Here is a 24,633-nt window from a genome sequence, read left to right as displayed (position 1 = left end):
AGCGGAGACTCGCGGCGAGCGCGCACGTCCCGTCGGTATCTCGGCATGCGGTCGGCTCCGCCGGATTTGCCGCGTGCCGCGATGGACTTTCCAAGCGGTGCAAGGGCGAAGGCTTGCCATAGGAACAAATTTTGATTCGTCACTACGGTTTGGCACGATGACCTTCGTGTCGGTTGCGCAGCACAGCTACGTGGGACCGCCGGACGCGCCGGACCGGTATGAGCTGATCGAGCGGCGCGCCGCTGGTGGCGAGGGGGAGGTCTGGCGCGCTCGCGAGCACCACGGAGATGTGGCGTTCTCATACGCGGTGAAAATCCTCCGGGTGCCGGCGGAGGACCAGACCGACCGCGGCTTGGAGGGCCTTCGGCTACAGGCGGCGTTGGCGACCCAACTCGAACACCCGGCGCTGGTGAAGGTCAAAGAGGTCTTCGTCGGCCCGGCGCCTCATCCGGCTGGAAGATCCACTGCGGACACGTCACCACGGCTGTACTTCGTGATGAAGTGGATCGAAGGCCGCAGCCTCCAGGAAATGCTGGAAACCGGCGGGGTACGCGGACTGGACATCCTCAAGCCGCTTGAGCCGATCGCCGAGGCCATCGACTACCTGCACAGCGGCCAGGACACCGACGGCATACCGGTTTTGCATCGGGACATCAAACCGGCCAACATCCTGGTCTCCGGCAGCGGACGGGCCTATCTGGTCGATTTCGGCCTGGTCCGGCTGCGTAGCACCAGCGGCACCGCCCGGGTGTACGGCACGGCACCGTTCATGGCACCGGAGTCCCTGGCCCGGGGGGAGTACAACCCGGCCACGGACCGCTACGCCCTCGGCGCGACCGTCTACTACGCGGTGACCAGCGAGATGCCGGTGCCCGGCGACGTCGACGGCATGACCCAGCGGCTCACCGCGGCACTCGGCCCAGGACAGGACCGGGTGATCCGCGGGATCCTGTCGATGGTCGCGGTGACCGCCGAGCGTCGGCCGGCCGCCGCGGCGGCCTGGGTCAACGCCCTGCACGCCGCACCGCTGGAGACCGTGATCGGCGGGGCACCACGGCCGTCCCCGCTGCCGCCCACCTCTGGGCCGCCGGGCTCTCCGTTGCCGCCCACCCCCGGGCCGTCGAACTACCCGTTGCCGCCCACCTCCGGGCCGCCCGGCTTCCCGCCGTCGGGCAACCCTGCGTCGCCGGGCTACCCGCTGCCGCCCGGCCCACGGCCGTCGGGGGCTCCGGGGCCGTCGGACTATCCGCTGCCGCCCGGCCCACGGCCGGCTCCCGGGCCGCCGGACTACCCGCTGCCGCCCGGCCCCGGGCCGTCCGGCTTTCCCGGGGCGCCCGGCCAGCCCCGGAAGAAGTCCAAAGCCCCGATGATCATCGGAATCGTGGCAACGGTCCTCTTGGCCGCCTGCTGCGTACCGTCGCTGTGGAGCCTCAGCCGGGGCAACCTGCCCGGCAACCTCGGTGCGAGTCCGACCCCCAGCATCGACCGTGCCTCCCCGCCGCCGGCAGTGACCGCACTGGAGCCTGTGCTGCTGTCGGTGGCCGACGTCGTGTCCGCGATGAAGCTCGAAGACCGTGACCCGGTCAAGTCGAGCCCCTCCAACGACGCGCTGCACAACGGCCTGACCAGGCTTGCGCTCTGCTCGGACGGCAACGTTCCCAGTGGCGCGATCGGGGCGCACAGCAGCAACGGCTACTGGGTGACCACCGGCCAGTACCCGTACCTCGGCTCGGCGGTCGCCGGCTTCTACGGGACCGCGGCCGCCCCGTTCCTCGATGCCACCCGCAAGACGGCCGAGCGGTGCGGATGGCGGCCGTTCACGGTGCCGAAGTTGGGTGAGGAGTCATTCGGGATCACCGTCAGCGGCTCCAACGGCGTCTACGCGATGATCTTCGTCCGCTCGGGCCAGGTGCTCTTCCAGGTCGCGATCCAGAACGACTACGAAGGTGGCAGTCACCAGAGCGACCTGATCAAGATGGCGACGTCGATGGCCAAGCGGTTGCCGAAACCCAGGGCGAACCGATGACCGTCCCCGAGGCAGGTGGCGGCGCGAGCACCACCTTGCTGGTCGGCGTACCCGGTGAGGACGGGGAGCGACGGGTCACCGCGGCCGGCGGGCCGCTGCGGATCGGCCGTGATCCCCTCTGTCCGATCGTCCTGGACGACTCGCGGGCCTCCCGCGAGCACCTGGAAGTCACCTACCGGGCCGGACGGTGGCACCTGCGTGACCTCGCCAGCCGGAACGGCACGTTCCTCGACGGCCGTCCGGTGCACGAGCTGGAGATCAGGGTCGCCTGCGCGGTGCGGCTCGGCAACGCCGTCGACGGTCCGGTGCTCACCTTCCGCCCGGAAGGGCTTCCCGCCGCACCGCCGCCGGTGACCGATTCCGCGCAGCCGCGCCTTTCTACCGAGGTACGGCCGAGCGGGCCCGTATCCGCGGCCGAGCCATCACCCGGTGCACGATTCGCGCTGGGCCGGACTCCCTCGGCCAGCTACCCGACCACGGATCGGATCCTGATCGGGCGGGCACCGGAAAACGACATCGTCCTCGACGACCTGCTGGTCTCCCGCTACCACGCCGACCTTGTCCGGGATGGCGCCGGATTCCGCCTGATCGACCTGGGTACGCGCAACGGCACGTACGTCAACGGGCGGCAGGTCGAGCAGGCGGTGCTGAATCCCGGGGACCTCCTCTCGTTCGGGCACCACCAGATGGTGTTCGACGGCACCGCGCTGCACGACTACGTCGACGCCGGCCGGGTGTCGCTGCGCGCCGAAGGGCTCGGCGTCACAGTCGGCACGCGGAACCTGCTCTCCGGGGTCTCGTTCGAGCTGGACGAGTGCAGTCTGCTCGCGGTGGTCGGCCCGAGCGGTGCCGGCAAGTCGACGCTGCTGGGGGCGCTGACCGGCAACCGCCCGGCGCAGGCCGGCACGGTGCGCTACCAGGACCGCGACCTCTACGCCGAGTACGCCGACCTGCGGCACCGCATCGGCCTGGTGCCGCAGGACGACATCCTGCACCGCCAGCTGACCGTACGCCGCGCGTTGCGCTACGCGGCCGGGCTGCGCTTCGGCGCCGACGTGACGCCTGCGGAGCGGGACCAGCGCATCGACGAGGTACTCGCCCAGCTCGCCCTCACGGCACACGCCGACCAGCGCATCGACACGCTCTCAGGTGGACAGCGCAAGCGCACCTCGGTGGCCCTGGAACTGCTCACCGAGCCCTCGCTCCTCTTCCTCGACGAGCCGACCTCCGGGCTCGACCCGGCGCTGGACCGCGACGTGATGCACGGCCTGCGCGAGCTGGCCGATCGCGGCCGAACCGTCGTGGTGGTGACGCACAGCCCGCTGCACCTGAGCGTGTGCGACCGGGTGCTGGTGCTCGCCCGTGGCGGCAAGGTCGCCTACTTCGGCCCGCCGGACGAGCTGCTCGACTTCTTCGGGGCGGCCGAGTACGCCGACGTGTTCACCGCGGTCGCCGCCGACCCGGACGTCTGGGCCGCCAAGTTCGCGGCCACCCGCCCGCCGGCCAAGACCGCACCGCCGACCGAGCGAACGGCGGCCACCGCGTCACCGCCGCGCCAGGGATGGTGGCGGCAGACGGCGATCCTCGCCCGTCGCACGGTCGCCGTCACCCTCGCCGACCGGCTGTACGCGGCGCTCTCCCTCGGCCTGCCGGTGGGCCTCGCCGCCCTGCTGCACGTGGTTCCCGGCTCCGACGGGCTCGGGCTGCCCGCACAGCCGCCCGGGCGCAGCACCGAGGCCGCCCAACTGCTGGTCATCCTGACCATCGGCGCGGTCTTCATCGGGCTGGCCGGGGGCATCCGGGAGTTCGTCGGGGAGGGTGCGATCTACCGCCGGGAACGGGCGGTGGGCATGGCGCCCGGCGCCTACCTGAGCGCGAAGCTGGCCGTGTTCGCCGTACTGAACGCGTTCCAGGCGGCATTGTTCGTCCTGCTCGGCATGGTGGGCCGGCCGGCGCCACCCGAGGCGCTCGTGCTGGGCGTGCCGCTGGTCGAGTTGATCGCGGTGGTCTGGCTGACCACGCTGGCAGCCACCGTGCTCGGGCTGCTGGTCAGTGTCTACGTGTCCACCAGCGAGCAGACGATGCCGGTGCTGGTCGGGCTCGTGATGGCGCAGCTCGTGCTCTGCGGCGGGCTGTTCGCCGTGGTCGAGCGCGCCGGCATCGAACAGCTCTCCTGGCTTGCCCCGGCTCGCTGGGGCTACGCCGCCGCAGCCGCCACGGTGGACCTGCGCGCCATAATGCTGAAGCCCGCGCCGGACGCACTCTGGGCGCACACCATCGGCGCGTGGAGCTGGGCGATGGCCGTTCTGGCGGGCCAGACCGTACTGCTGGCCGCAGTGGTGCGGTGGGCGCTACGCCGCCACGAGCCCGTACTGGAGAGCCGGAGGAACCGCACGTGAGCCGCCGCAAGGATTCTGCCGCCGCCCTCGAAGCCGTTCTGCGCGACGGCTGGAGCAGTGCGTGCCGACTGTACGAGCACCTGGCACGCGGTGGCCAGTTGGTCGCGCTCCCGCCCAGCGGACTGCGGCTGAGCCAGAACGAAACGATCTTCGGCGACACGGTGCTGGGTTACGCACGCTTCTACGGCACCGCCGTGCAGTATCGGGAGAGCAGCCACTTCTGGTTCGGCTCGACGAGCTTCGTGCTCGCCGGCATGGCCGGTGACGCCATCAGCAACGCCAGTGCCCGTAGCCGCGCCCAGGCGATGGCGGCGGTCCAGTGGCGGGACCAGGCGCAGGTGCGGATGATCCTGACCAACCAGCGGCTGCTCGGGGACTACCAGGGCAACATACTGAGCTTCTGGCACAACGGCGTACTGGAACTCACCGCCGACCTGACCCAGTGGTCGTTCATCCTCCGCTACCAGGAGGGCAATCCGCTGATGCTGCACGGCCCGGCGGCGCCGTGGTACGCGGTCGCGATCGCATGGCTGATCTTCGGCCCGCAGGGCATGCACCTTCCGGCACTCGCACCGATAAGCGCAGCCGTCGCGCAGCGTTCCCGCGCCATCACCGGCGAGGTCGTGCCTGACCAGGTCTAGTCACCCGCTGACACCGTGGTTCGACGTCGCAGGGTTGGTGACCGTCATCGCCCGTTCCCATCAGGGGATTCCGAGCATCAACCGGCGCAGCGTGTTGCAGAAAGGCATCGGCGACGTCGGCAGCATGACCTTCGGCGCGTTGCAGTACGTGCTGGGCCACGACGAGAGCTTCGAGGATGTGACAGGTGCTGGAAAACAACATGGCAGCCAAACGCCGGCGCGCGATGGTGTTGGGTGCGTTGGTTGTCGGGGGTCTGCTGATCGTGGGCGTGTTGGCGCGGCCTGCGGACACGGCGCAGCGGACGGGGAACGCTCAACCCTCCCCGTCGCAGGCGGTAGCCATGCGTCTCGACAAGCCCGAAAAGTTCCTGAGTGGCTGGCCGGAGTCGAAGAACCGAAAGTGGCGGAATGCGGCGCAGCAGAGCGTGGGCGCCTTGAAGACGCTTCTTGACGGCGACGCCACCAGCGCGGTCGCAACTGCTTACACCACTGCGGATGACAAGTACACGATTGTCGTGAGCGGAGTGTCCGGCAGGGTGCCGAACCCGACTGCGGCACTCGACCGCATCTTCGCGACACTGCCGAGGTTGTCCGAGGTCAAGCCCACGCGGCCCGGCCCGATGGGCGGTGAAGCGCGCTGCGGCAAGGGAGAGGATCAGGGCGTCTGGGTCAACACCTGCGCCTGGGCGGACGACTACAGCATCGGCATGGTGGCCTTCATCGGCTTTCCGCAGACAGGCGATCCGGACGACATGTTTGTGCGGGCACGATCCCAGATCGAGCACCCGGTCGCCTGAGGTCATGGGATGGGGCGGACAGCCGCATCGGCCACCCGCCCATCCGTGCTCGTCACGATCGTCGGCGTTACCCGGCGAGCATCTCGGCCGGGACGACCCCAACGGGTGCGGCGTGCCCGCCGGCAGCGCGGCGGGCCCGAACCAGAGCCCAGACCCGGGTCATCATGACGCTCACATTGGTGATCGCAGCGACCGCCGTCCAGACGACCAGCGGCAGCGTGTAGTACGCCAACTGCACGAATGTGACGTCCCGTCCGCCGCCCACGACCTGACCGAGCAGGTCGGGCAGCATCACCAGCAACGCCATCGGCACCAGCCGTGGCACCAGCCGCATGACCGGCTGCCAGAGTGGCCTGACGGCGAAGCGGCGCGCCCACTCGCCGCTGCGGCGAAGGTTGCGCACGCCCAACGCCGAGCTGACCAACGTGAAGCCGGCCAGCACAAGGTCGATGATCAGCCGCAGGGCCGCAGGCTCCTGCGGGCTGTCGCCGCTCACCAGCTCCGCGATGGCGTCCGCCAGCTGATCGGTGCCCTCGTTGCCCAGGCCGATGCCGCTGTTGCCCAGCACCGCGACGCCATAGCCGGACGGCAGCAGCAGCTGGCTGGCGGTGAAGGTGAACCACACGCCGTTGTGGCGGACCCAGCCGTTGTCGTCACGATCCCAGCCCAGGCCGTAGGTCGAGCCCGAGCCGGACGACGTGTGCATGGCGGTGATGCTCGATGCGGAAACCAGGCGCGCACCGCTGGCCGCAACACCGCCGCTGTTCTGCATGATCAGCCATTGGGCCATGTCCGCCGCGGTGGCGATCACCCCGTCAGAGCCCGCCACGAACCGCTTCGGCTCGGCCGCCGGGACCGTCGCCCCGTACGCGTACACGTGACCCTCACGCACCTGCTCCGGCAGGTCACCCGGGGTCTGATCAATGCTGACGGTGGACCGCATACCCACTGGCTCGAACACCCGATCGCGCAGGTAGTCCGCGAACGGCTTCCCGGAGACCACCTCGACCAGCCGCGCCGCGAGGTGGTAGTTCGTGTTCGTGTACGCGTACCTGGTGCCGGGATCGGCCGCCAGGGTGGCCGCGCGCGCCCGCTGCTGCGCGGCCGCGAGCGAGTCCGGCTGCCACAGGCTCTTCTCCCGTAGCGTGCGGTCGGTGATCCCGGAGGTCTGATTCAGCAACGCCCGCACCGTGACTCGTGCCCCGCGGGCGTCGTCGATCTGGAAGTCCGGTAGATACCGGCGAACGGGCGCGTCCAGCTCCACCTTCCCCGCCTCCACCAGCTGCATTACCGCCAGGGCAGTGAACGACTTGCTGACGGACGCGACCGGCATCGGCGTCGTCGCGGTCACCGCCGCGCCGGACGCGTCGTGACCATGACCGCCGACATGCAGCACCCGATCTCCCCTGGTGATCGCCACGGCGATCCCCGGATACCCGGCCCTGCTCGCGAAGTCCTCCACGACCCGCTCCACCGCTGCGGCATCCACGGCGTCGTCGCCGCCCGCATCAGCGGCCAGCGCGGGGCCGGAGCCCACAGAAACCGCCAAGCCCGTGGCCGCCGCCAGAACGGTTCCCCGCCACCAGCAGAAACTGTCCGCCCTCACCGCGTGCTCCGATCATCTCGATTGACGTCGGCCACGCTACGAACCGCGCCCTGCCAGCACAGGATCCGATCGACAGCAACCACCCCTGACTTTCGTCAGGGCCTGGGCACGCGCCGGACGGCAACGGGCTGTCGGCGCGGGCGCTCTCACCGCCCTCATTCGTTGTGCGACAGACCGTGCGATCGCGAGGACCGACTCAGCGAATCCGGACAGCATCTGCGGGGAAGGCGGTCTTGACGACCGTCGGGACACGAAACAGTGCACAGTGGACATCGGGCGACGGGGCCGATCGGGGATGAGGTGTGGTGGCGGCTTCAGCCGCCGGGAGGCGGTCGTGGCCCCTTCGAAAATGGGTGGCATGACCAGAGGAAGGCGGGCAGGCTTGCGCCCGTGACGAGCAGCGACCTGTGGGACGAGGACACCGCGGAGCGGTACGACGACCTCGCGGCCGAGATGTTCGCCCCCCAGGTGCTCGACCCCGCTGTGGACTTCCTCGCCCGGTTGGCGGGTTCCGGCCCCGCGTTGGAGTTCGCGATCGGCACGGGGCGGGTGGCGATCCCGCTCTCCGCCCGAGGCGTCTCGGTGACCGGGATCGAGCTGTCGCAGCCGATGGTTGACCGGCTGCGGCGCAAGGTGCCCGCGGAGGAGTTGCCGGTCGTCGTCGGTGACATGGCCACGACGACCGCCCCCGGCCGGTTCTCGCTCGTGTACGTGGTGTGGAACAGCATCGGCAACCTGCGCACCCAGGACGAGCAGGTGCGGTGCTTCCGTAACGCTGCCCGGCACCTGTCGCCGGGTGGTCGCTTCGTTGTCGAGCTGTGGGTGCCGGGTATCCGGCGGTTCCCGCCCGGGCAGGCGGCGGTGCCGTTCGAGGTGACCGACCGGCATGTCGGCTTCGACACCTACGACATGGTCACGCAGCAGGGGACCTCTCACCACTACCGGCGGCTGGACGACGGGAGCATTCGCTACGGCCACAGCAACTTCCGCTACATCTGGCCTGCCGAGTGCGACCTCATGGCGCGGCTGGCCGGCTTGACGCTGGAGCAGCGGGTGGCGGACTGGAACGGCGCTCCCTTCACGTCCGACAGCGAGAGCCACGTGTCGGTCTGGCGCAAGCCACTCGACGCCGCTGAGGAGGGCTAGCCGAGCCCCGGCGGCTTCCGGGAGGCAGTGAGCGTATCGAATCCAGTGGCCCAGGCGTGGGCGCGGAGCCAGGTCGCGGCGGCACGCGCGCCGGGAGTCCTCAGTCGGCGGCGATCTGGCGGACGGAGTGGATCGCCAGGCCGATCGTCGCGGGGTTGCCGGTGCGGGCGTGCGTGTCGATGGCCGTGTCGGCGAACTTGATCGCGTGGGCGTCGCCGGTAGCGGCGGCCAGGGACATCAGCTCGGCAGCCTGCGTCGCCGGCGTTGCATCAGGAGGGCGTGCCACGGCGGGGGAGTACGCGGCGGTGACGGCGGCTGCCGCCGCCCACGCAGCTGCCAGGCTCGGCCTCCACAGCGCCGGTGGCAGAGCGGGCAGGGTCCGCAGGACCGCGTGGGGAGCGGTCGCCGCGTGTACGAGCATGACGGGGTTGGCGTATCCGTGGTGGGCATGGCGGGTGACGGCGGCCTCGACGACGGCTGCCAGCCGTGCGAGAACCTGATCCTCGGCACGCCCGGGTACGGCGCCGGCAGCGGCCGGCCACTCGGGCAGGTCGGCGAGCTGGGCGAGACGGGCGCGGATGCCGAACCGTTGGTCGGGGACCCTCGGGACGGCATCCAGCGCCGAGCGCGGATCGGTCGATGGGTAGGGGCCGACGCCCGGCGGGGCGAGCGGCTGCCATCGGGCGGCCCAGTAGGCGAGGCCGTGGCCCAACTCGGCGACACGTGCGCCGGTCTGCGCGTCGAGCAGGGCGCGGACGGCATGGCCGACCCGGATCACGCCGTGGGTGGCGCCGGCGGCGATGCCGGGAAGCAGGCGGGGCCACCAGCGGGCCAGCACCTCGCGCCACGGGCCGAGGGTCAGCTCGCGGTCGAAGTAGTCGAGCCAGTCCCCGGTGCGGCTGGGATCACCGAGGGGGTCACGCCACTCGTCGGCGGCGATGGGGGCGATTCCTCTCGGCCGCGGCTCCAGGCGGCCCAGGTGGGCGTCCAGCCACCGGTGGACGAGATCCCCGTGCCCGTGACGGACCAGGACTTCGGCGACCATCGGCGCGTGGTTGGACAACCAGCCGTCGCGCTCCGGGCCGGTGCGTTGGAGTCGTGCGAACGCCTCGTCGAGGATCCCGTCTGCCATGTCCACGATGCTGCGACCTGAACCGCGCTTGAGGTCAAGCCCGCCGCTCGCTGCGCAGGCCGGAGGTAGGCGGAAACGGGTCAGCGGGAAGCCGCACGGGTCCGCGAGCCGTCGGACGGGCGCGGCTGCGGGACGCGGGCGGGGATCACGGTGAGGGCACGAGGGAGGTCGACGACGGTCGTCCGTCCGGTGCCGTCGACGGCGACGGTGACCGCGTGGTTGGCGAGGCGGAGGCCGGTGACCGACAGTGCGCCGAGTTCGGGCCCGGCCAGCGGGGCGAGTCGGACCGTGCCGGCCGGAACGTCCGGGTAGAGGCCCAGGGCGGCCTGGAGCAGCAGCACCGCGCTCGCCGCCGACCATGCCTGCGGGTGGCAGGCGGCGGGGTAGGGGACCGGCCGGCCGAGTACCGACCGGTCGTCACCGCCGTACAGCTCCGGTAGCCGGTAGTCGAACGCCTCGGCGGCCCCGAGCAGCCCTTCGGCGAGGCCGCGCGCGGTTTCCGTGAAGCCGGCCCGGGCCAGCCCCGCGAGCACGATCGCCGTGTCGTGGGACCAGACAGACCCGCAGTGGTACGACAGCGGGCTGAATCCGGCGTCGTCGGTGGACATGGTGCGCAGCCCGAACCCGCCGGCCATCGCGTTGCCGGTGAGCAGGCGGGCGACCTGCGCCTCCTCGGCGGCGTCGAGCAGGCCGGTGCCGAGCAGGTGGCCGATGTTGCTGGTCAGTGAGTCGACGGGGCGCTTGTCCCGGTCCAGTGCCAGCGCCGGTCGGGGGCCCTGTGGGCCGCCGTCGACCCAGAAGGCGGCGCGGAAGCGGTCGGCCAGCCGCTGTGCGTGGCCCCGCCAGCGGTCCGCCCCCGGGCGGCCGAAGGCATCCAGCAGGGCCGCCCCGTTGACCGCCGCCTCGTGCGCGTACCCCTGCACCTCGGCCAGCACGATGGGTGCCGTCGCCAGCCGGCCGTCACGGAACCGGACCGCGTCGCCGGAATCCTTCCAGCCCTGGTTGGACAGCCCGTGACCGGTGCTGTCCACGTATTCGACCAGGCCGTCGCCGTCGGCGTCGGCGTGCTCGCCGAGCCAGCCCAGGGCCGCCTCCAGGTGCGGCAGCAGCGGCTCGACCTGGTCGTCGGCCAGGCCCCAGCGCCAGGCGTCGTGCAGCAGGTTGACCCACAGCAGGGTGGCGTCGACGGTGCCGTAGTACGCCGGCGGCAGCCGCAGCCGGTGGTCGGGCAGGGCGAACTCGTGCCGGCGCAGCTCGTGCAGGATCTTGCCGGGGGCCTCGCCGGTGCCCGGGTCGACCCGGGTGCCCTGCCGGCGGGCGAGCACCCGCAGCGTGCCGGCGGCCAGGTCGGTGCCGAGCGGCAGCATCATCCGGGCGGCCCAGAGGCTGTCCCGCCCGAAGAGGGTGAGGAACCAGGGCACCCCGGCGCCGAGGAAGACGTCCTGCGGCGCGCCCGGGTCGGCGAGGCGCAGCCCGCGCAGATCGTCCAGGCTCCGGCGCAGGAGCCGGGTCAGTCGGCGGTCGTCGGCGTGGACGTCGGGCTCGGACCAGTTGGGTTTGCCGGGCGGGCAGACCACCACCGCGCGCGGGTCCTCGACGGTCAGTCGCCAGCGCAGCGTGACGGTGTCGCCGGGAGCCAGTTCCACCGGCCAGGACAGCCGTGGCGCGGTGGCCCGGTCGGCGACGACGTCGGCGCCCTCGCCGACGACCGTCACCACGATGCCGTCCGCCGCCCACGTCAGCTCGCCGGGCCGCCCGGTCCGGGCCGCCAGCGGCTGCGTCGTCGCGCCGGACTTGACCAGCTCGATCGGGGCGAGGTCGCAGCCGAGGTCGACGCTGACGACGGCCTTGACCGCGACCGTGGCGGTCGAGACGATGCGCACCTCCTCGCTGAGCCCGCGCGGGTCGAGCCGCCGTGTCCGGTCGAGCCGGACGGTCGGATCGGGGGTGGGGTCGCCGAGCCAGCGGGCCAGGCCGACGAAGCGGGCGCCGTGCGGCTCGACCGCGCCGCGGGCCACCGCCTCCGGCTCGCGGTCGTCGACCCGCAACTCGGCCCGGGAGAGCACCCGGGCGTCGGCGTGGAAGACACCCTGGACGCCGGCCGGGCGGATCTGCCCGGCCGCGTCCCCCAGCGCGCTGGTGGGGGCGAGGACCACCGCCACCAGGTCGTGCAGCAGGGGTTGCAGGTGGCGTTCGATCACGACTCGACTCCAGATCCTTCTCGGACGGACCGATGTCTTGACAGGCGGTCCTCGGGCGGTGCAAAGTGCGAAACATTCCTGGAACTTGAACGATCAAATCTTGCCGTACGGGCCTTGGATCGTTCAAGACGGCGAGAGGCATGAAGTGGCCGAAAAAGTGACCATCGCGACCGTTGCCCGGCGCGCCCGGGTCAGCCGGCAGACCGTGTCCAACGTGCTCAACGCCCCGCACATCGTGCGCGAGGAAACCCGGCGGCGGGTGCAGGAGGCGATTGACGCCCTGGGCTACCGGGCCAACCAGGCCGCCCGGCAGATGCGCACCGGCCGGTCCCGGCTGATCGCGGTCCGCATCGAACCCACCCGGGACGGGATCAACGGCTCCGTGCTCGACCGGTTCCTGCACGGCCTCACCGAGACCGCCGAGACCGCCGGCTACCGGATCATGCTCTACACCGCCACCGACGTCGACCGCGAGATCGTCGCCTACGACGACCTGCTCGGCGCGTACGACCTCGACGCCTTCGTCCTGACCGGCACCGACCACGGCGACCCGCGGACGGCCTGGCTCGCCGGACGTGGCGTGCCCTTCGTGACCTTCGGCCGGCCCTGGGACGCTCCCGACGCGCACCCCTGGGTCGACGTCGACGGCGCGGCCGGTACCGCACAGGCCACCGCCTACCTGCTGGCGGCCGGTCACCGGCGGATCGCCTTCGTCGGTTGGCCGGCCGGCTCCGGCGTGGGCGACGACCGCCGCGCCGGTTGGCACGCGACGCTGGCCGCCGCAGGGGTCGACCCGGGCGGGCTGGACCGGGAGACCGTGGACGGCATCGCCGAGGGTGGGCAGGTCGCCCGGGACCTGCTCGGCGGCGCCGCACCGCCGACCGCCCTGGTCTGTGCCAGCGACTCCCTCGCCCTGGGCGCCCTTCAGGCAGTCCGGGCCGCCGAACCGGCCGTGCCGGTGATCGGCTTCGACGACACCCCGGTCGCCGCCGCGATCGGGCTGAGCAGCGTCAGCCAACCCCTCGGCGAGGCCGCGGCCCGCTGCGTGGACCTGCTCACCGCCGTCCTCGACGGGCCCCACCGCACCCCCGACCACGTGTTGCTCCAGCCCTCACTGGTCCTGCGACACACCGCCTGACCCCCGTCCCCCACCAGGAGAACCAGATGGCAACCCGATCCCTCACCCGGGTGGCAGTGGCCGGCATCGCCGCCGTCACCCTCCTCGCCTCCGCCGCCTGTGGCAGCGGCTTCGACGACTCCTCCGGCGACACCCCACAGTCCAGCGGCCCGGCCAACCTGCAGATCCTGATCGGGTCCTCCGGCGACGCCGAGACCAAGGCCGTCCAGGAGGCCGCGGCGAAGTGGGCGTCGTCGTCGGGCAACCAGGCCACGGTCACCCCGGCCCAGGACCTCACCCAACAACTCGGCCAGGCCCTCGCCGGCGGCACCCCGCCGGACATCTTCTACGTCGACGCCGCCCGGTTCGCCGACTACGCCAGTGTCGGTGCCCTGGAGCCGTACGGCGACAAGATCAGCAACCCGGACGACTTCCACGAGAGCCTCCGCACCACCTTCACCTACGACGGCAGGCTCTACTGCGCGCCGAAGGACTTCTCCACCCTCGCCCTCCAGATCAACACCGACCTGTGGGCCAGGGCCGGCCTCACCGACTCGGACGTGCCCACCACCTGGGACCAGCTCACCGCCACCGCCCAGAAGATCAAGGCCAAGGGCCTCGTCCCGCTCGCCCTCGGTGACACGCGGGACCGCATCGGCGCGTTCATGGTGCAGAACGGCGGCTGGCTGATGAGCAAGGACGGCAAGCAGGCCACCGCCGACACCCCGGAGAACCTGGCCGCCCTCCAGTACGTCAAGAAGATGCTCACCGACGGCCTCGCCCGCTACCCGAAGCAGCTCGACGCCGGCTGGTCGGGTGAGGCGTTCGGCAAGGGCAAGGCCGTCATGACCATCGAGGGCAACTGGCTCAAGGGCGCCTTGCAGAACGACTTCCCGAACGTGAAGTACAAGGTCGTGGAGCTGCCCGCCGGCCCGAAGGGGAAGGGCACGCTCTCCTTCACCCAGTGCTGGGGCGTCGCGGCCAAGTCGAAGCACAAGGAGCAGGCGATCAGGTTCGTCGAGGCGATGACCGCCGGCGAACAGCAGATGGCCTTCGCCAAGGCGTTCGGCGTCATGCCGTCCCGCCAGTCCGTGCGCGACCAGTACACCAGCGCCTTCCCGGCGGACAAGCCCTTCATCGACGGTGCCGCGTACGCCCAGGGCCCGGTGAACGCCCCCAAGATGGACAGCGTCCTCACCGACCTCGAGGCCGGCCTCCAGGGCCTGGCCGCCGGGGACCCGAAGGCCGTGCTGGCCAACTTCGACAAGAACGCCAAGGCGGCGCTCGGCGGCAACTGAGGTGCACCGCGGGGGCGCCGCCCGCCGGCGGCGCCCCCGCGGTCAGCCACGAGTCGAAGGAGGGGAGTTGGCAACCGAAGCACTGGCGGCGCCCGCCGCCGCGACCGCCGGCCCGCCCCGCCGCCCGGGCCGCGGCGTCCGGAGCGGGGAGAATCTCGCCGGCTGGCTCTTCGTGGCGCCGGTCGTCGTCATCCTCGGGCTGTTCCTGCTGCTGCCGATCCTGATGGCGCTCTGGGTGAGCCTGACCGACTGGAACGGCCAGGGCAGCCCGTTCACCGCCGACGTCCCGTTCGTCGGCACGGAGAACTACACCCGGCTGTTCACCGAGGACGGGCTCGCCCGCCGGGACCTGATGACCAGCATCCGGAACAACATCTACTACGTGGCGATCGTCGTGCCGGCGCAGACGCTGCTCGCCCTCGGGCTCGCGCTGGTGGTCGACAACCGGATGCTGAAGGGGAAGGCATTCTTCCGGACCGCGTTCTACTTCCCGTCGGTGACCAGTTCGGTCGCGATCAGCGTGGTCTTCCTGTTCCTGTTCGCCAACTCCGGCGCGGTCAACAACCTGCTGGGCGTCTTCGGCGTCGACGGGCCGCAGTGGTTCGCCGACTCGCGCGGGGTGCTGCACCTGCTCTTCGGCGCGGTCGGCGTGGATGCCGCGCCCGCCGCCCTGACCGGCGGCGGCCCCCTCGGGTTGAGTTGGTGGGAGTGGCTCTCCGGGCCGAGCGTCGCGATGGTGTCGATCATCGCGCTGGTGGTCTGGACGACCTCTGGGACGTTCATGCTGATGTTCCTCGCCGCGCTGCAGGGCGTCCCGGTGGCGCTCGACGAGGCGAGCATCCTCGACGGCGCGACCCGCTGGCAGCGGTTCCGGCACGTCACCCTGCCGCTGATCAAGCCCACCACGTTCCTGGTGCTCACCCTCGGCCTGATCGGCTCCTGGCAGGTCTTCGACCAGGTGTACGTGATGAGCCAGGGCGAGCCGGCGAAGACCACGCTCACTCCGGCGTACCTGTCGTACCGGACGGCGTTCCGGGACTTCGAGTACGGCTCCGGCGCGGCGATCTCGTTCGTGCTGTTCCTGATCATCATCGTGCTCACCCTGGTCCAGCGCCGGGTGATGGCCGACCGGGACGCCGAGGGCCGCCGGCGCGGCTGGCGGCGTCGCCGCGTACCGGAAGGGGGCCGCAGATGACCGCGCTGACCGACCGGCCGCCGGTCGCGGCGCCCGCCCGTCGCGGCGGCCCCGCCGCCCGCACCCTGGCCACCCGTTTCCTGGGGTACGCCACCCTGGTCTTCTTCGGGCTGGTCTTCCTCTACCCGTTCGTGATCCAGATCGGCAACTCGCTCAAGACCGAGCCCGACGCGGCGGCCAACCCGCTCTCGCCGGTCCCGGATCCGCTGACGCTGGCCGGCTTCGAACGGATCTTCGCCGGCACCAACTTCCCGCTCTGGCTCGGCAACTCGCTGTTGGTCACCGTGCTGGTCACCCTCGGCAGGGTCTTCTTCGCCTCGCTCGCCGGGTACGCGCTGGCCCGGCTGCGTTTCCGCGGCCGCGGCGGCCTCTTCGCCGCGATCATCGCCGTGATGGCGGTGCCCTCCGTCGTCCTGCTGATCCCGAAGTTCCTGGTGCTCAACCAACTGGGCATGTACAACAGCTACGCCGGGCTGATCGTGCCGCTGCTCGCCGACGCGGCCGGCGTGTTCATCATGAAGCAGTTCTTCGAGTCCATCCCCGTGAGTGTGGAGGAGGCGGCCCGCATCGACGGTGCGAGCGTCTTCCGGACCTTCTGGTCCGTGGTGCTGCCGATGGCGAAGCCGGCCCTGATCACGCTGACGATCCTGTCGTTCCAGGGCTCCTGGAACGAGTTCCCGCACAGCCTGGTCGCCGTGCAGGATCCTGACCTGTTCACCCTGCCGCGCGGCCTGGCCGACCTCGTCAGCGGCTCGCTCGGCAAGGGCACGCAGTACCCGCTCAAGCTGGGAGCGGCGCTGCTGGCCACCATCCCGGTGGCGATCATCTTCGTCGTCTTCCAGCGGTACTTCGTGCGCGACGCCAACGAGGGGGCCGACAAGGTCTGACGCGAGCGGGACCACGCGACGGGGTGGTGGAGCGGGTCGTCACCCGGACAGGACAAGTGACTGCCGATGCCATGCCGGTGCTCCTGCTGGCCCCTCACCGGTCCACCGGCACGGTGCCGGTGGACCGGTGGTGGCCGCGAACTGCTCAGGCGCGGGTGATGCGGACCGCGTCGGCGACGACGTAGCCCGTGCCGCTGGTCCACCGGCTCACGCCGACCTTGTCGCCGTCGCCGGCGGCCAGCGTGAACACGCCGAGCGACACCCACCGGCCGCCGTTGAGGCGCTGGTTGACCCGTACCGACTGGTTGCCGCTGGTGGTGGCCACGATGTACGGGGTCGAGTCGTTGTAGCCGGAGGCGGCGGGGTACCAGACCGAGACCTCGTACGCGCCGGTCTCGGGCAGGTTCGCCTTGTACCAGGCCACGTCGCTGGCGGAGACCGGGTCGGCGAACCGGTAGTCGGGACCGATCCGCTGGCTGGAATAGGTCGAGGTCCCCCAGTTCGCGCTCGCCGTGAACCGACCCGCGGTGGTGTTGTCGACCGTGACGCTGAACTCCTGCGGCGGCGTGGTATCGGCCGAGACGTCGAGGTAGTCGCGGTCGATGTAGATCCGCACCCCGCCCCAGGTCTCGTAGCTGTCCCCGGTGTACTGGTGGATCCGCTGACGGTTGGCGTAGTGCCCGTCCGGGCAGTAGCTGCCGGCGTCGGTGTCCGCCACGCCGTTCCACCAGGCGAAGAAGAGGTGGTCGACGCGGGTGTACCGGGGGTCGTCGTAGGCGGCGCACAGGTCCCGGACACCGGAGGAGCCGCTGGAGTACATGCCCGAGAGGTAGCCGAGCGCGTGGAGCCGTTCGGTCCAGCCGGACAGGTACGAGAGCACCGCCGCCTTGCACGACTCGCTCGACGGGTAGTGCTCGATGTCGTTGTAGATCACGCTTCCGGCGGGGATGCCCAGCGCGCTGGCCGCGTTCACCGCGCTGGTCGCCCGGGTGGCGCCCTGCGACCGGGCCGTGGCCGGGTCGTACGACATCTTCGGCGTGCGGGTGCCGCACGGGGCCTGGTAGTCCAGCTCGATGGGGATCAGGTGCCAGCCCTTGTTGGTCTGGTTGGTCACCCAGGTCGCCGTCAGGTTGGCCTGGGTGCAGGACCGGCTGGCGCCGCTGATGTAGATGCCGACCGCACGGTACGGCGAGCTGTTGCGCCACGCGTCCATGGTCGACTGGGCCGGGGCGGTGCACGTGTCGAAGCCCTTGCCGGTGTAGGTGCCCGGCTGCGGACCGGCCGCCGCCAGCGGCGCCACCGAGGTCGGCCCGGCGGCCGTGCGTGCGAGGTCCAGGGGCACCGGCGTGGCGCCCCGACCGAGGCTGGCGGAGGCCAGGATGCGGCGGACCGTCGACTCGGTGTCCGGCGTGTGGGCGGCCGTGACGAGGACGCCGGCGTCGCGCACCGCGACCTGGATGGTGCCGTCGCGCGACAGTGGGGCGTCCACGGTCGCCCGGCCCGTCGTCGTGACGGCGGTGTCCGCCGTGAGGCGGTCGGCGGTGACGGCGTCGATCGGTTCGATGACGAGTCCCGCCGTGCGCCCGACCAGGCCGGAGGGGCACCAGGGCTCGTCGCCGGGGTGGCCCAGGTATACGGTGGGCCGGTCGAACCGGACGCAGGCGTGGGGGTCCTCGGCCAGGTCGACGACCTGCCAGCCGGCGGGTACCGCCACCCGGTAGCCGCGGTAGCTGACGGTCCGGTCCTCGGTGGGGGCCGCCCAGGTCGGGGTCACCGCCCCCACCGAACCGACGATGGCGACCGTGAGGCTCGCCATGATCCTTCTTATCGTCATCGAAGCCTCACTGTGGGGAAGAATTTTGCCGGCAGGTGAACGGCCTTGCAAAATTTCTACCAGTCGCGGGCGGGTATAGCCAGAGACCAATCTCGATGCTCGACCTTCAGCGTGGCGGGGAGAGGACACGCCACAGCGCCAGCGTCGCCGCGAGCGACGCGCCGCCGGCCAGCGCCATCACCGCGCCGGGAGGGAGCACGTCGCTCAGGGCGCCGCCGGCCGCGGCGGCCAGGCCCTGGGTCGCCATCAGGCCGGCGCTGAGCAGCCCGAAGGCCTGACCTCGACGGGCCTCCGGAACGGCGTCGAGGAACCGCTGGGCCAGTCCGAGCTGGTAGGCGAAGCCCGCGGTGGCTACCGCGAAGAGGGCCGCCGCCGGCCACAGGCCCGGCCGGGCGGCGAAGACCAGCATGGGTACGCCGAGCAGCAGCGCGAGCCAGGGTGTCCACGCCTCCCGGCGGGCGGGGGCGACGAACCGCCCGACCAGCAGGTTCCCGATGAGCATCCCGGACGCGGCGGCCATCAACAGCACGCCCGCGCTGGCGTCCGGCCCGAGACCGGCGGCGTACGGCACGGCGACGCCCTCCGCCCCGACCAGCAGCGAGCCGGGCAGCCACTGCGCCAGCAGCAGCCCGCGGATCCGCCGGTCGGCGAGCAGCGCCCGGTTGACCCGCCAGGTCTCCCGGACCGCCCCGGAACCGTCCCGCCGTGCGCGGGGCGGTCGCGCCGCGAGCCCGGCGCGGGCGAGCAGGGCCGAGACGGCACACGTCGCGGCGGCCACCCACAGCGCGCCGTACGGGCCGATCCAGCCGAGCAGGAGCCCGCCGAGGGCGAACCCGGCCACCTGGGTGCCGCCCGCCGCGACGGTGAGCAGGGACCGCCCGAGCACGTACGTGTCGCCCGGCAGCACCTCCGGCAGCAGCGCCGAGCGCGCGGCGCTGCCGACCGGGGCCAGCAGGCCGACGGCCGCGGCCAGGACCAGCATGCCTGCCGGGGAGAGCGCCCCGAGGGCGAGGACCACCACCAGGGCGAGCCGGAGCAGGTCGTACCCGACGATCACCGCGCGCGGAGGCCACCGGTCGGCGAGCGCGAGCATGAACAGCCCACCCAGCGCGTGGGGCAGGAACCCGGTCACGTACGCCAGGGCGGCGAGCAGCCCCGAGCCGGTGCGCTCGTAGACGAGCACGGACAGGGCGAGCATCTTCACCGTCTCGCCGATCATGAACACGCCGAAGCTGCCGAGGAGCACCCGGAACTCGGCGACGGCGAAGGCGTCGCGGTAGGCGGCGGGTCGCCCGGCGCCGGTTCTGGCGGAGGTGGTGGTCACCCGGGCATCGTGCGGGCTGTTCCGGTGGCCGGCCTATCCTTTCGCTGTCGGACGAAAGGTGCGGTGTGCGGATCGAGGTGACCCTGGCCGACGTGGCGGCGAGCCGCTACGCCATCTCCCCGCTGGGCGAGGCGGTGGCGGCACTGCGGCTCTGCGCCGGGCAGAACCCCGCCTCCGTGCTGGCGCCGTGGGTGGCCCGGGCGCGACCGGGGTACCAGCGGCTGCGGCGGGAGTTGCCGGCAGTGGGTGCGCTGCTGGCGTTGCTGCGCCGCGGCGGCTACAACGCGGATTTCATCCAGCCACCACCGGACGGCACCGGGCGGGACTTCGCCGACGAACTGGCCGTGGTGCGGGCGACCCCGCTCGCGCAGGCCCGCGGCGAACTGGCCCGCAACCTCGCCGGTCCACGCGGCACCCCACCGGCGTACGCTCGCCGGATCTACGACTCGCCCCACGTGGTGGACCTGCTCGCGGACGCGATCGAGGCCGCCTGGGCGACCCTGGTCGAGCCGGACTGGCCCCGCCTGCGCGCAGTCCTCGAACGGGACCTGCTGCACCGGGCCGGCCGGCTCCTCGCGTACGGCTGGGGGGCGGCCGTCGCCGACCTGGACCCCCGGCTGCGGTGGGCGCCCGGCGGGGCCGTCGGGGCGATCGAGGTCGCCGACGGCGACCCGGGCGTCCGCCGACTCGACGGCCGGGGCCTGCTCTTCGTCCCCACGGTCTTCGGCACCATGATCACCTACGTCGACCCGCCGTGGCCGTTCGCCGTCGTCTACCGGGCCTCGGGGGTGGCGGAACTGCTGGGGCCGCCCGACCCGGCCCGGCCGGAGGACGCGCTGGACCGGCTGGTCGGACAGGGGCGGGCGGCGGTGCTGCGGGCGCTGGCCGCGCCCGCCACCACCAGCCAGCTCGCCGCCCAGCTCGGGGCCAGCCTGGGCGGGGTGGGCGGCCATCTGGCGGTGCTGCGCGACGCCGGGCTGGTGGCCCGTGCCCGCACCGGCCGCACGGTGCTCTACCGGCGCACCCCGCTTGGTGAGGCGCTCGCGGGGCGTGGGTGAACAGGGCCGGCGCACCTGGCTGCCCCGGCCGTCGTCCCTGCCCGTGCGGCGACACCTCGGCCGCGCCACCGGCCGCCGGGCGCGCCGGGAGGCGACAGACCGCGGCCGGGCCGCCGGAGGGCGCCGTGGTGTCGGCCGACCCCGGTGACGTGGCGGGTCAGGCCCGCACCACGGTCACTCCGGCCTGGGCCAGGAGCGCCGCCTGCTCGTCGTCCGCGCCGGTGTCGGTGACCAGGGTGTCGATCTCGCCGACGGTGCAGATGCGCGCGAACGCGCGCCGGCCCAGCTTCGAGCCGTCCGCCACCACGATCGCGCGGGCCGCGGTGGCCAGCATGGTGTGGTTGACGGCCGCCTCGCCGTCGTGGTGCGCGCTCGCCCCGTGCCGGTGGTCGATCGCGTCCACCCCGATCACCGCGACGTCCAGCGCCACCCCGTCGAGCATCGTCGCGGCGATGGGACCGACCAGCTCGTACGAGTGGGGCCGGGCCGTCCCTCCCGTGAGGACCACCCGGATGTGCGGGCGGACGATGAGCTCGTTGGCGATGTTGAGCGCGTTGGTGACCACCGTCAGCGCCGGTGCGCGGCTGTCGGCGGCCAGGTCGACGCGCAGCGCCAGGGCGCGGGCGACCTCCGTCGCGGTGGTGCCGCCGTTGATGCCGACGGTGGAGTGCGGGGCGATCATGGCCGCGGCGGCCTCGCCGATGCGCTGCTTCTCCGGTGCGTGCCGGCCCGCTTTGTAGCGCAGCGGCAGATCGTAGGTGACGTTGCTCGCGGCGGCGCCGCCCCTGGTCCGCGTGACCAGCTGCTGGGCGGCGAGCTCGTCGAAGTCGCGGCGCACCGTCGCGCCACTGACCCGCAGCGCTGCGGCGGTCGTCTCGATGTCCAGCTGGCCCTGCTCGGCCAGCATCTCGAGCAGCCTGTTCCACCGTTCGTAGCGGTTCATCGTCGCGCACTCCGGTCCCTGGACGCATCCGGCGGACAACCCTATCGGCTCGCCCGCCGTGCCCGGCCCACCTTGACCGGTGCCGCCCGTCGTCGTAGCGTCCTGCAACAAGTTGCAAATTTACGACACTTTTATTGCATGAGGTGACAGTCGATGGTGTACATCACCGAGGAGATCACGTCGCAGCCGGAGTTGTGGTCGCGAGCCGCGAGCCTGGCCCGGTCGTCGGCCGTGACCGCGGCGCTGCCCGCACCCGGTGAGCGGGTCGCCGTCGTCGGGTGCGGCACGTCGCTGTTCATGGCGCAGTGCTTCGCCGCGCTGCGGGAGTCCGCCGGCGGCGAGACCGACGCCTTCGCGGCTTCGCAGTTCCCGCACCACCGCCGCTACGACCGGGTCGTCGCCCTGACCCGCTCCGGGACCACCACCGAGGTGCTCCGCCTGCTCGCCGACCTCCCCGCCGGTCAGCGGTCCACCGTCGTCACCGCCGTCCCCGACGAGGCGGCCACGCGGCTGGCCGACCGGTCCGTGGTGCTGGACTTCGCCGACGAGCGGTCGGTCGTGCAGACCCGGTTCGCCACGACGGCGCTCGCGCTGTGGCGCTGCGCCGTCGGCGCCGGGCTGGGCACCGCGGTCGACGACGCCCGCGCGGTCCTGGCCGCCCCCGTCGACCCGGCGCTGCTCGACCGCCGGCAGTTCACCTTCCTCGGCACCGGCTGGTCGGTCGGGCTGGCGCACGAGGCGGCCCTGAAGCTGCGCGAGGCCGCGCAGGCCTGGGCGGAGTCGTACCCCGCGATGGAGTACCGGCACGGCCCCATCAGCGTCGCCGACGCGCAGTCGGCGGTGTGGATCCTCGGGCCGGCGCCGGACGGCCTGCGGGAGGACGTCGCTGCCACCGGCGCCATGGTGGTCCAGTCCCCGGCGGACCCGATGGCGCAGCTGGTCGCCGCGCAGCGGCTCGCCGTCGCGGTCGCCAGCCGCAAGGGCCTCGACCCGGACCGGCCGCGCCACCTCACCCGGTCCGTCGTGCTGCCGGCGACCGCGAGCCGACCGTGATCCTCGCGGTGTGTCCCAACCCGGCGATCGACGTCACCTACACGGTGCCCGATCTCGTTCCCGGCACCTCGCACCGGGTCACCACGACGCGGTGCCGGGCCGGGGGCAAGGGGGTGAACGTGGCGCGCGTGCTGTCCCTGCTCGGCGCCCGGACCCGACTGCTGGGCCTGGCCGGCGGCACGACCGGCGAGACCATCCGGGAGGAGCTGCGCGACGCCGGCATCCCGGCCGACCTCACCACCGTCGGCGGCGAGTCCCGGCGCACGGTCACCGTGGTGTCCCCGAAAACGGCGACCGTCCTGAACGAACCGGGCCCCGTCGTCACGGCGACCGAGTGGGGCGCCTTCACCGAACGCTTCGACGACGCCGTCGCGTCCGCGGCGGTCGTGGTGCTCTCGGGGAGCTGCCCGCCCGGCGTGCCGGTCACCGCGTACCGCGACCTCACCGTCGCGGCCCACTCGGCGGGGGCGGTCGTGCTGGTCGACGCGGCGGGGGCCACGCTGCACCACGCGCTCACCGCACGCCCCGACATGGTCAAGCCCAACGTGGACGAGATCGCCGACATCGTCGGGGCCGCGCCCCGCACCCGGGCGGAGGCGGTCGCCGCCGCGTACCGGCTGGGCGACCTGGGAGCCGGGGCCTCGGTAATCTCCCGCGGCGCCCAGGGCTTCGTCGCGGTTGCCGGCGGGACCGCGTACGAGGTGCGCGCGCCGGAGACCGTGCTCGGCAACCCCACCGGCGCGGGCGACGCCCTGGCCGCTGTCCTCGCCCAGGGACTCGCCACCGGGCAGCCGTGGCCGCGGACCCTCGCCCGGGCCGCCGCGATCTCGGCCGCGGCCGTCGTCTCGCCGTACGCCGGGGACTTCGACGCCCCCACGGCGGACCGGCTGCTCACCCACGTCACCGTCGAGGAGGTCACCGATGCCGCTCGCCGCCACCGCTGAACTGGTCGCCGCCGCCCGCGCCGCCGGCACCGCCGTGCTGGCCTTCAACGTCATCACGCTCGAACACGCCCAGGCGATCGCCGCCGGCGCCGCCGCCGCCGACCGCCCGGCGATCCTCCAGATCAGCCAGAACGCGGTGCGCTACCACGCCGGTGTGCTGCCGATCGCCGCCGCGGCGGCCGAGGTCGCGCGCCTCTGCCCGGTCCCGCTCGGCCTGCACCTCGACCACGTGGAGGACGTCACGCTGCTGCGCCAGGCGGCGGACGCCGGATTCAGCTCGGTGATGTTCGACGCCGGCGCGCTGCCGTACGAGCAGAACGTCGCGGCCACCCGCGCCGCGGCGGACTGGGCCCGCGAGCAGGGCCTGTGGCTGGAGGCGGAGCTGGGTTACGTCGGCGGCAAGCCGGGAGCGCCGGCCAGCGCCCACCTCGCCGGAGTCCGCACCGACCCGGAGGAGGCGGCCCGCTACGTGGCGGAGACGGGCGTCGACGCGCTCGCCGTCGCCGTCGGCAGCTCCCACGCGATGACCACCCGGGCGGCGACGCTGGACCAGGAGCTGATCGTGGCGCTGCGCGAGGCCGTGCGGGTGCCGCTGGTCCTGCACGGGTCGTCCGGCGTGCCCTTCGCGGAGCTGCGGGCCGGGGTCGGCAACGGCATCGTCAAGGTCAACGTCGGGACCGCCCTCAACGTGGCGTTCACCGGCGCGGTCCGGGCCGCGCTCGCCACGGACAGCTCGGTCGACCCCCGGCGCTACCTGAGGGCCGGCCGGGAGGCCATGACCGCCGCCGTCGCGGAGCTGCTCGCCGTGCTTCCGGAGCCGTCCGGGGCGCCCGCCCTCGGCTGAACCACCGGGCCGGCCGCCACGGCGGCCGGCCCCACCGCCGACGGGCTCCGGCGCTCCACCGCCCGTCCTGCCCACCTCCGACGCCCCGCCGCTCCACCCGGCGGCGCCCTTCCCGGCAGCGAGAGACGGGCCGACGACACGCCGCCGCGGCCGTCGCCGGATCTTCCGGCATAGCGATACCTCGATCA

19 protein-coding genes are annotated in these 24,633 nt (G+C 72.6%); 13 read left to right on the top strand and 6 right to left on the bottom strand.

The window, feature by feature from the left end; genetic code table 11:
* The first annotated feature begins 97 nt into the window (after positions 1-97).
* The 4 genes from ACZ6O2_RS29320 (at position 98) to ACZ6O2_RS29305 (ending at position 5,863) form a co-directional block, all read left to right on the top strand.
* Entirely contained in the window at positions 98-2,026 is a 1,929-nt protein-coding gene (locus ACZ6O2_RS29320) for a serine/threonine protein kinase (RefSeq protein ID WP_466025108.1), read from the top strand.
* The gene (locus ACZ6O2_RS29315; RefSeq protein ID WP_466025107.1) at positions 2,023-4,425 is read left to right on the top strand and encodes an FHA domain-containing protein; all 2,403 of its coding nucleotides are present in this window, start codon (positions 2,023-2,025) and stop codon (positions 4,423-4,425) included. Before ACZ6O2_RS29320 ends, ACZ6O2_RS29315 begins: the two co-directional genes overlap by 4 nt.
* Positions 4,422-5,066 carry a hypothetical protein gene (locus ACZ6O2_RS29310; protein WP_466025106.1) on the top strand — a complete coding sequence of 215 codons (645 nt, stop codon included), beginning with the start codon at positions 4,422-4,424 and terminating at the stop codon, positions 5,064-5,066. Before ACZ6O2_RS29315 ends, ACZ6O2_RS29310 begins: the two co-directional genes overlap by 4 nt.
* A 185-nt stretch (positions 5,067-5,251) precedes the next feature.
* Complete coding sequence (locus ACZ6O2_RS29305; RefSeq protein WP_466025105.1) at positions 5,252-5,863, top strand: hypothetical protein; 612 nt, start codon at positions 5,252-5,254, stop codon at positions 5,861-5,863.
* 67 nt (positions 5,864-5,930) lie between these two features.
* Here the strand turns inward: ACZ6O2_RS29305 and ACZ6O2_RS29300 are convergent, their stop codons facing one another.
* Positions 5,931-7,412 carry a serine hydrolase domain-containing protein gene (locus ACZ6O2_RS29300; protein WP_466025104.1) on the bottom strand — a complete coding sequence of 494 codons (1,482 nt, stop codon included), beginning with the start codon at positions 7,410-7,412 and terminating at the stop codon, positions 5,931-5,933.
* Positions 7,413-7,859: 447 nt separating this feature from the next.
* Between ACZ6O2_RS29300 and ACZ6O2_RS29295 the strand changes: the two genes are divergently transcribed.
* The gene (locus tag ACZ6O2_RS29295; RefSeq protein WP_350710658.1) at positions 7,860-8,615 is read left to right on the top strand and encodes a class I SAM-dependent DNA methyltransferase; all 756 of its coding nucleotides are present in this window, start codon (positions 7,860-7,862) and stop codon (positions 8,613-8,615) included.
* Between the two features lie 100 nt (positions 8,616-8,715).
* Here the strand turns inward: ACZ6O2_RS29295 and ACZ6O2_RS29290 are convergent, their stop codons facing one another.
* Together ACZ6O2_RS29290 and ACZ6O2_RS29285 are read right to left on the bottom strand one after the other, a co-directional pair.
* Positions 8,716-9,747 carry a questin oxidase family protein gene (locus ACZ6O2_RS29290; RefSeq protein ID WP_466025103.1) on the bottom strand — a complete coding sequence of 344 codons (1,032 nt, stop codon included), beginning with the start codon at positions 9,745-9,747 and terminating at the stop codon, positions 8,716-8,718.
* A gap of 80 nt (positions 9,748-9,827) precedes the next feature.
* Complete coding sequence (locus tag ACZ6O2_RS29285) at positions 9,828-11,948, bottom strand: amylo-alpha-1,6-glucosidase (RefSeq protein ID WP_466025102.1); 2,121 nt, start codon at positions 11,946-11,948, stop codon at positions 9,828-9,830.
* A 157-nt stretch (positions 11,949-12,105) separates the two neighbouring features.
* Between ACZ6O2_RS29285 and ACZ6O2_RS29280 the strand changes: the two genes are divergently transcribed.
* The 4 genes from ACZ6O2_RS29280 to ACZ6O2_RS29265 all read left to right on the top strand — a co-directional run bounded on the left by ACZ6O2_RS29280 (position 12,106) and on the right by ACZ6O2_RS29265 (position 16,445).
* Positions 12,106-13,086 carry a LacI family DNA-binding transcriptional regulator gene (locus tag ACZ6O2_RS29280; protein ID WP_350710664.1) on the top strand — a complete coding sequence of 327 codons (981 nt, stop codon included), beginning with the start codon at positions 12,106-12,108 and terminating at the stop codon, positions 13,084-13,086.
* A 26-nt stretch (positions 13,087-13,112) separates the two neighbouring features.
* Positions 13,113-14,363 carry a sugar ABC transporter substrate-binding protein gene (locus tag ACZ6O2_RS29275; protein ID WP_466025101.1) on the top strand — a complete coding sequence of 417 codons (1,251 nt, stop codon included), beginning with the start codon at positions 13,113-13,115 and terminating at the stop codon, positions 14,361-14,363.
* Positions 14,364-14,430: 67 nt separating this feature from the next.
* Positions 14,431-15,558 carry a carbohydrate ABC transporter permease gene (locus ACZ6O2_RS29270; RefSeq protein ID WP_350710668.1) on the top strand — a complete coding sequence of 376 codons (1,128 nt, stop codon included), beginning with the start codon at positions 14,431-14,433 and terminating at the stop codon, positions 15,556-15,558.
* On the top strand, positions 15,555-16,445 hold the full coding sequence (locus ACZ6O2_RS29265; protein ID WP_350710670.1) for a carbohydrate ABC transporter permease: 891 nt from the start codon (positions 15,555-15,557) through the stop codon (positions 16,443-16,445). The genes ACZ6O2_RS29270 and ACZ6O2_RS29265 overlap by 4 nt, the downstream gene beginning before the upstream one ends.
* Positions 16,446-16,590: 145 nt before the next feature.
* On the opposite strand, the gene ACZ6O2_RS29260 is transcribed toward ACZ6O2_RS29265, so the two are convergent.
* Together ACZ6O2_RS29260 and ACZ6O2_RS29255 are read right to left on the bottom strand one after the other, a co-directional pair.
* Complete coding sequence (locus ACZ6O2_RS29260; RefSeq protein ID WP_466025114.1) at positions 16,591-17,826, bottom strand: glycoside hydrolase domain-containing protein; 1,236 nt, start codon at positions 17,824-17,826, stop codon at positions 16,591-16,593.
* Between the two features lie 559 nt (positions 17,827-18,385).
* Positions 18,386-19,603: an MFS transporter gene (locus tag ACZ6O2_RS29255; protein ID WP_466025100.1), complete on the bottom strand. Its 1,218-nt coding sequence runs from the start codon at positions 19,601-19,603 to the stop codon at positions 18,386-18,388.
* A 65-nt stretch (positions 19,604-19,668) separates the two neighbouring features.
* On the opposite strand from ACZ6O2_RS29255, the gene ACZ6O2_RS29250 reads away from it, so the two are divergent.
* A complete protein-coding gene (locus tag ACZ6O2_RS29250; RefSeq protein ID WP_350710674.1) occupies positions 19,669-20,661 on the top strand; it encodes a helix-turn-helix domain-containing protein in 993 nt (330 codons plus the stop codon).
* A gap of 157 nt (positions 20,662-20,818) precedes the next feature.
* Here the strand turns inward: ACZ6O2_RS29250 and ACZ6O2_RS29245 are convergent, their stop codons facing one another.
* A complete protein-coding gene (locus tag ACZ6O2_RS29245) occupies positions 20,819-21,604 on the bottom strand; it encodes a DeoR/GlpR family DNA-binding transcription regulator (RefSeq protein WP_350710676.1) in 786 nt (261 codons plus the stop codon).
* 153 nt (positions 21,605-21,757) lie between these two features.
* Here ACZ6O2_RS29245 and ACZ6O2_RS29240 point away from each other — a divergent pair, with 153 nt between their 5' ends.
* From ACZ6O2_RS29240 to ACZ6O2_RS29230, 3 genes are read left to right on the top strand one after another with little or no spacing between them, the layout of a single operon-like run.
* Complete coding sequence (locus ACZ6O2_RS29240) at positions 21,758-22,657, top strand: SIS domain-containing protein (RefSeq protein ID WP_466025099.1); 900 nt, start codon at positions 21,758-21,760, stop codon at positions 22,655-22,657.
* A complete protein-coding gene (locus ACZ6O2_RS29235; RefSeq protein ID WP_466025098.1) occupies positions 22,654-23,601 on the top strand; it encodes a 1-phosphofructokinase family hexose kinase in 948 nt (315 codons plus the stop codon). The genes ACZ6O2_RS29240 and ACZ6O2_RS29235 overlap by 4 nt, the downstream gene beginning before the upstream one ends.
* Positions 23,579-24,445, top strand: coding sequence for a class II fructose-bisphosphate aldolase (locus ACZ6O2_RS29230; RefSeq protein ID WP_466025097.1), 867 nt, complete (start codon positions 23,579-23,581; stop codon positions 24,443-24,445). The genes ACZ6O2_RS29235 and ACZ6O2_RS29230 overlap by 23 nt, the downstream gene beginning before the upstream one ends.
* Positions 24,446-24,633 lie beyond the last annotated feature (188 nt).

This window comes from Micromonospora sp. NPDC048040 (assembly GCF_055587185.1).
This window is presented reverse-complemented; position numbering and strand designations above follow the sequence as displayed.

What these genes read in the sequence shown, in the direction of transcription:
- ACZ6O2_RS29275 (WP_466025101.1), top strand. Translation starts at nt 13,113, where the DNA reads ATGGCAACCCGATCCCTCACCCGGGTGGCAGTGGCCGGCATCGCCGCC.
- ACZ6O2_RS29265 (WP_350710670.1), top strand. Translation starts at nt 15,555, where the DNA reads ATGACCGCGCTGACCGACCGGCCGCCGGTCGCGGCGCCCGCCCGTCGC.
- ACZ6O2_RS29315 (WP_466025107.1), top strand. Translation starts at nt 2,023, where the DNA reads ATGACCGTCCCCGAGGCAGGTGGCGGCGCGAGCACCACCTTGCTGGTC.
- ACZ6O2_RS29245 (WP_350710676.1), bottom strand. Translation starts at nt 21,604, where the DNA reads ATGAACCGCTACGAACGGTGGAACAGGCTGCTCGAGATGCTGGCCGAG.
- ACZ6O2_RS29240 (WP_466025099.1), top strand. Translation starts at nt 21,758, where the DNA reads ATGGTGTACATCACCGAGGAGATCACGTCGCAGCCGGAGTTGTGGTCG.
- ACZ6O2_RS29290 (WP_466025103.1), bottom strand. Translation starts at nt 9,747, where the DNA reads ATGGCAGACGGGATCCTCGACGAGGCGTTCGCACGACTCCAACGCACC.
- ACZ6O2_RS29230 (WP_466025097.1), top strand. Translation starts at nt 23,579, where the DNA reads ATGCCGCTCGCCGCCACCGCTGAACTGGTCGCCGCCGCCCGCGCCGCC.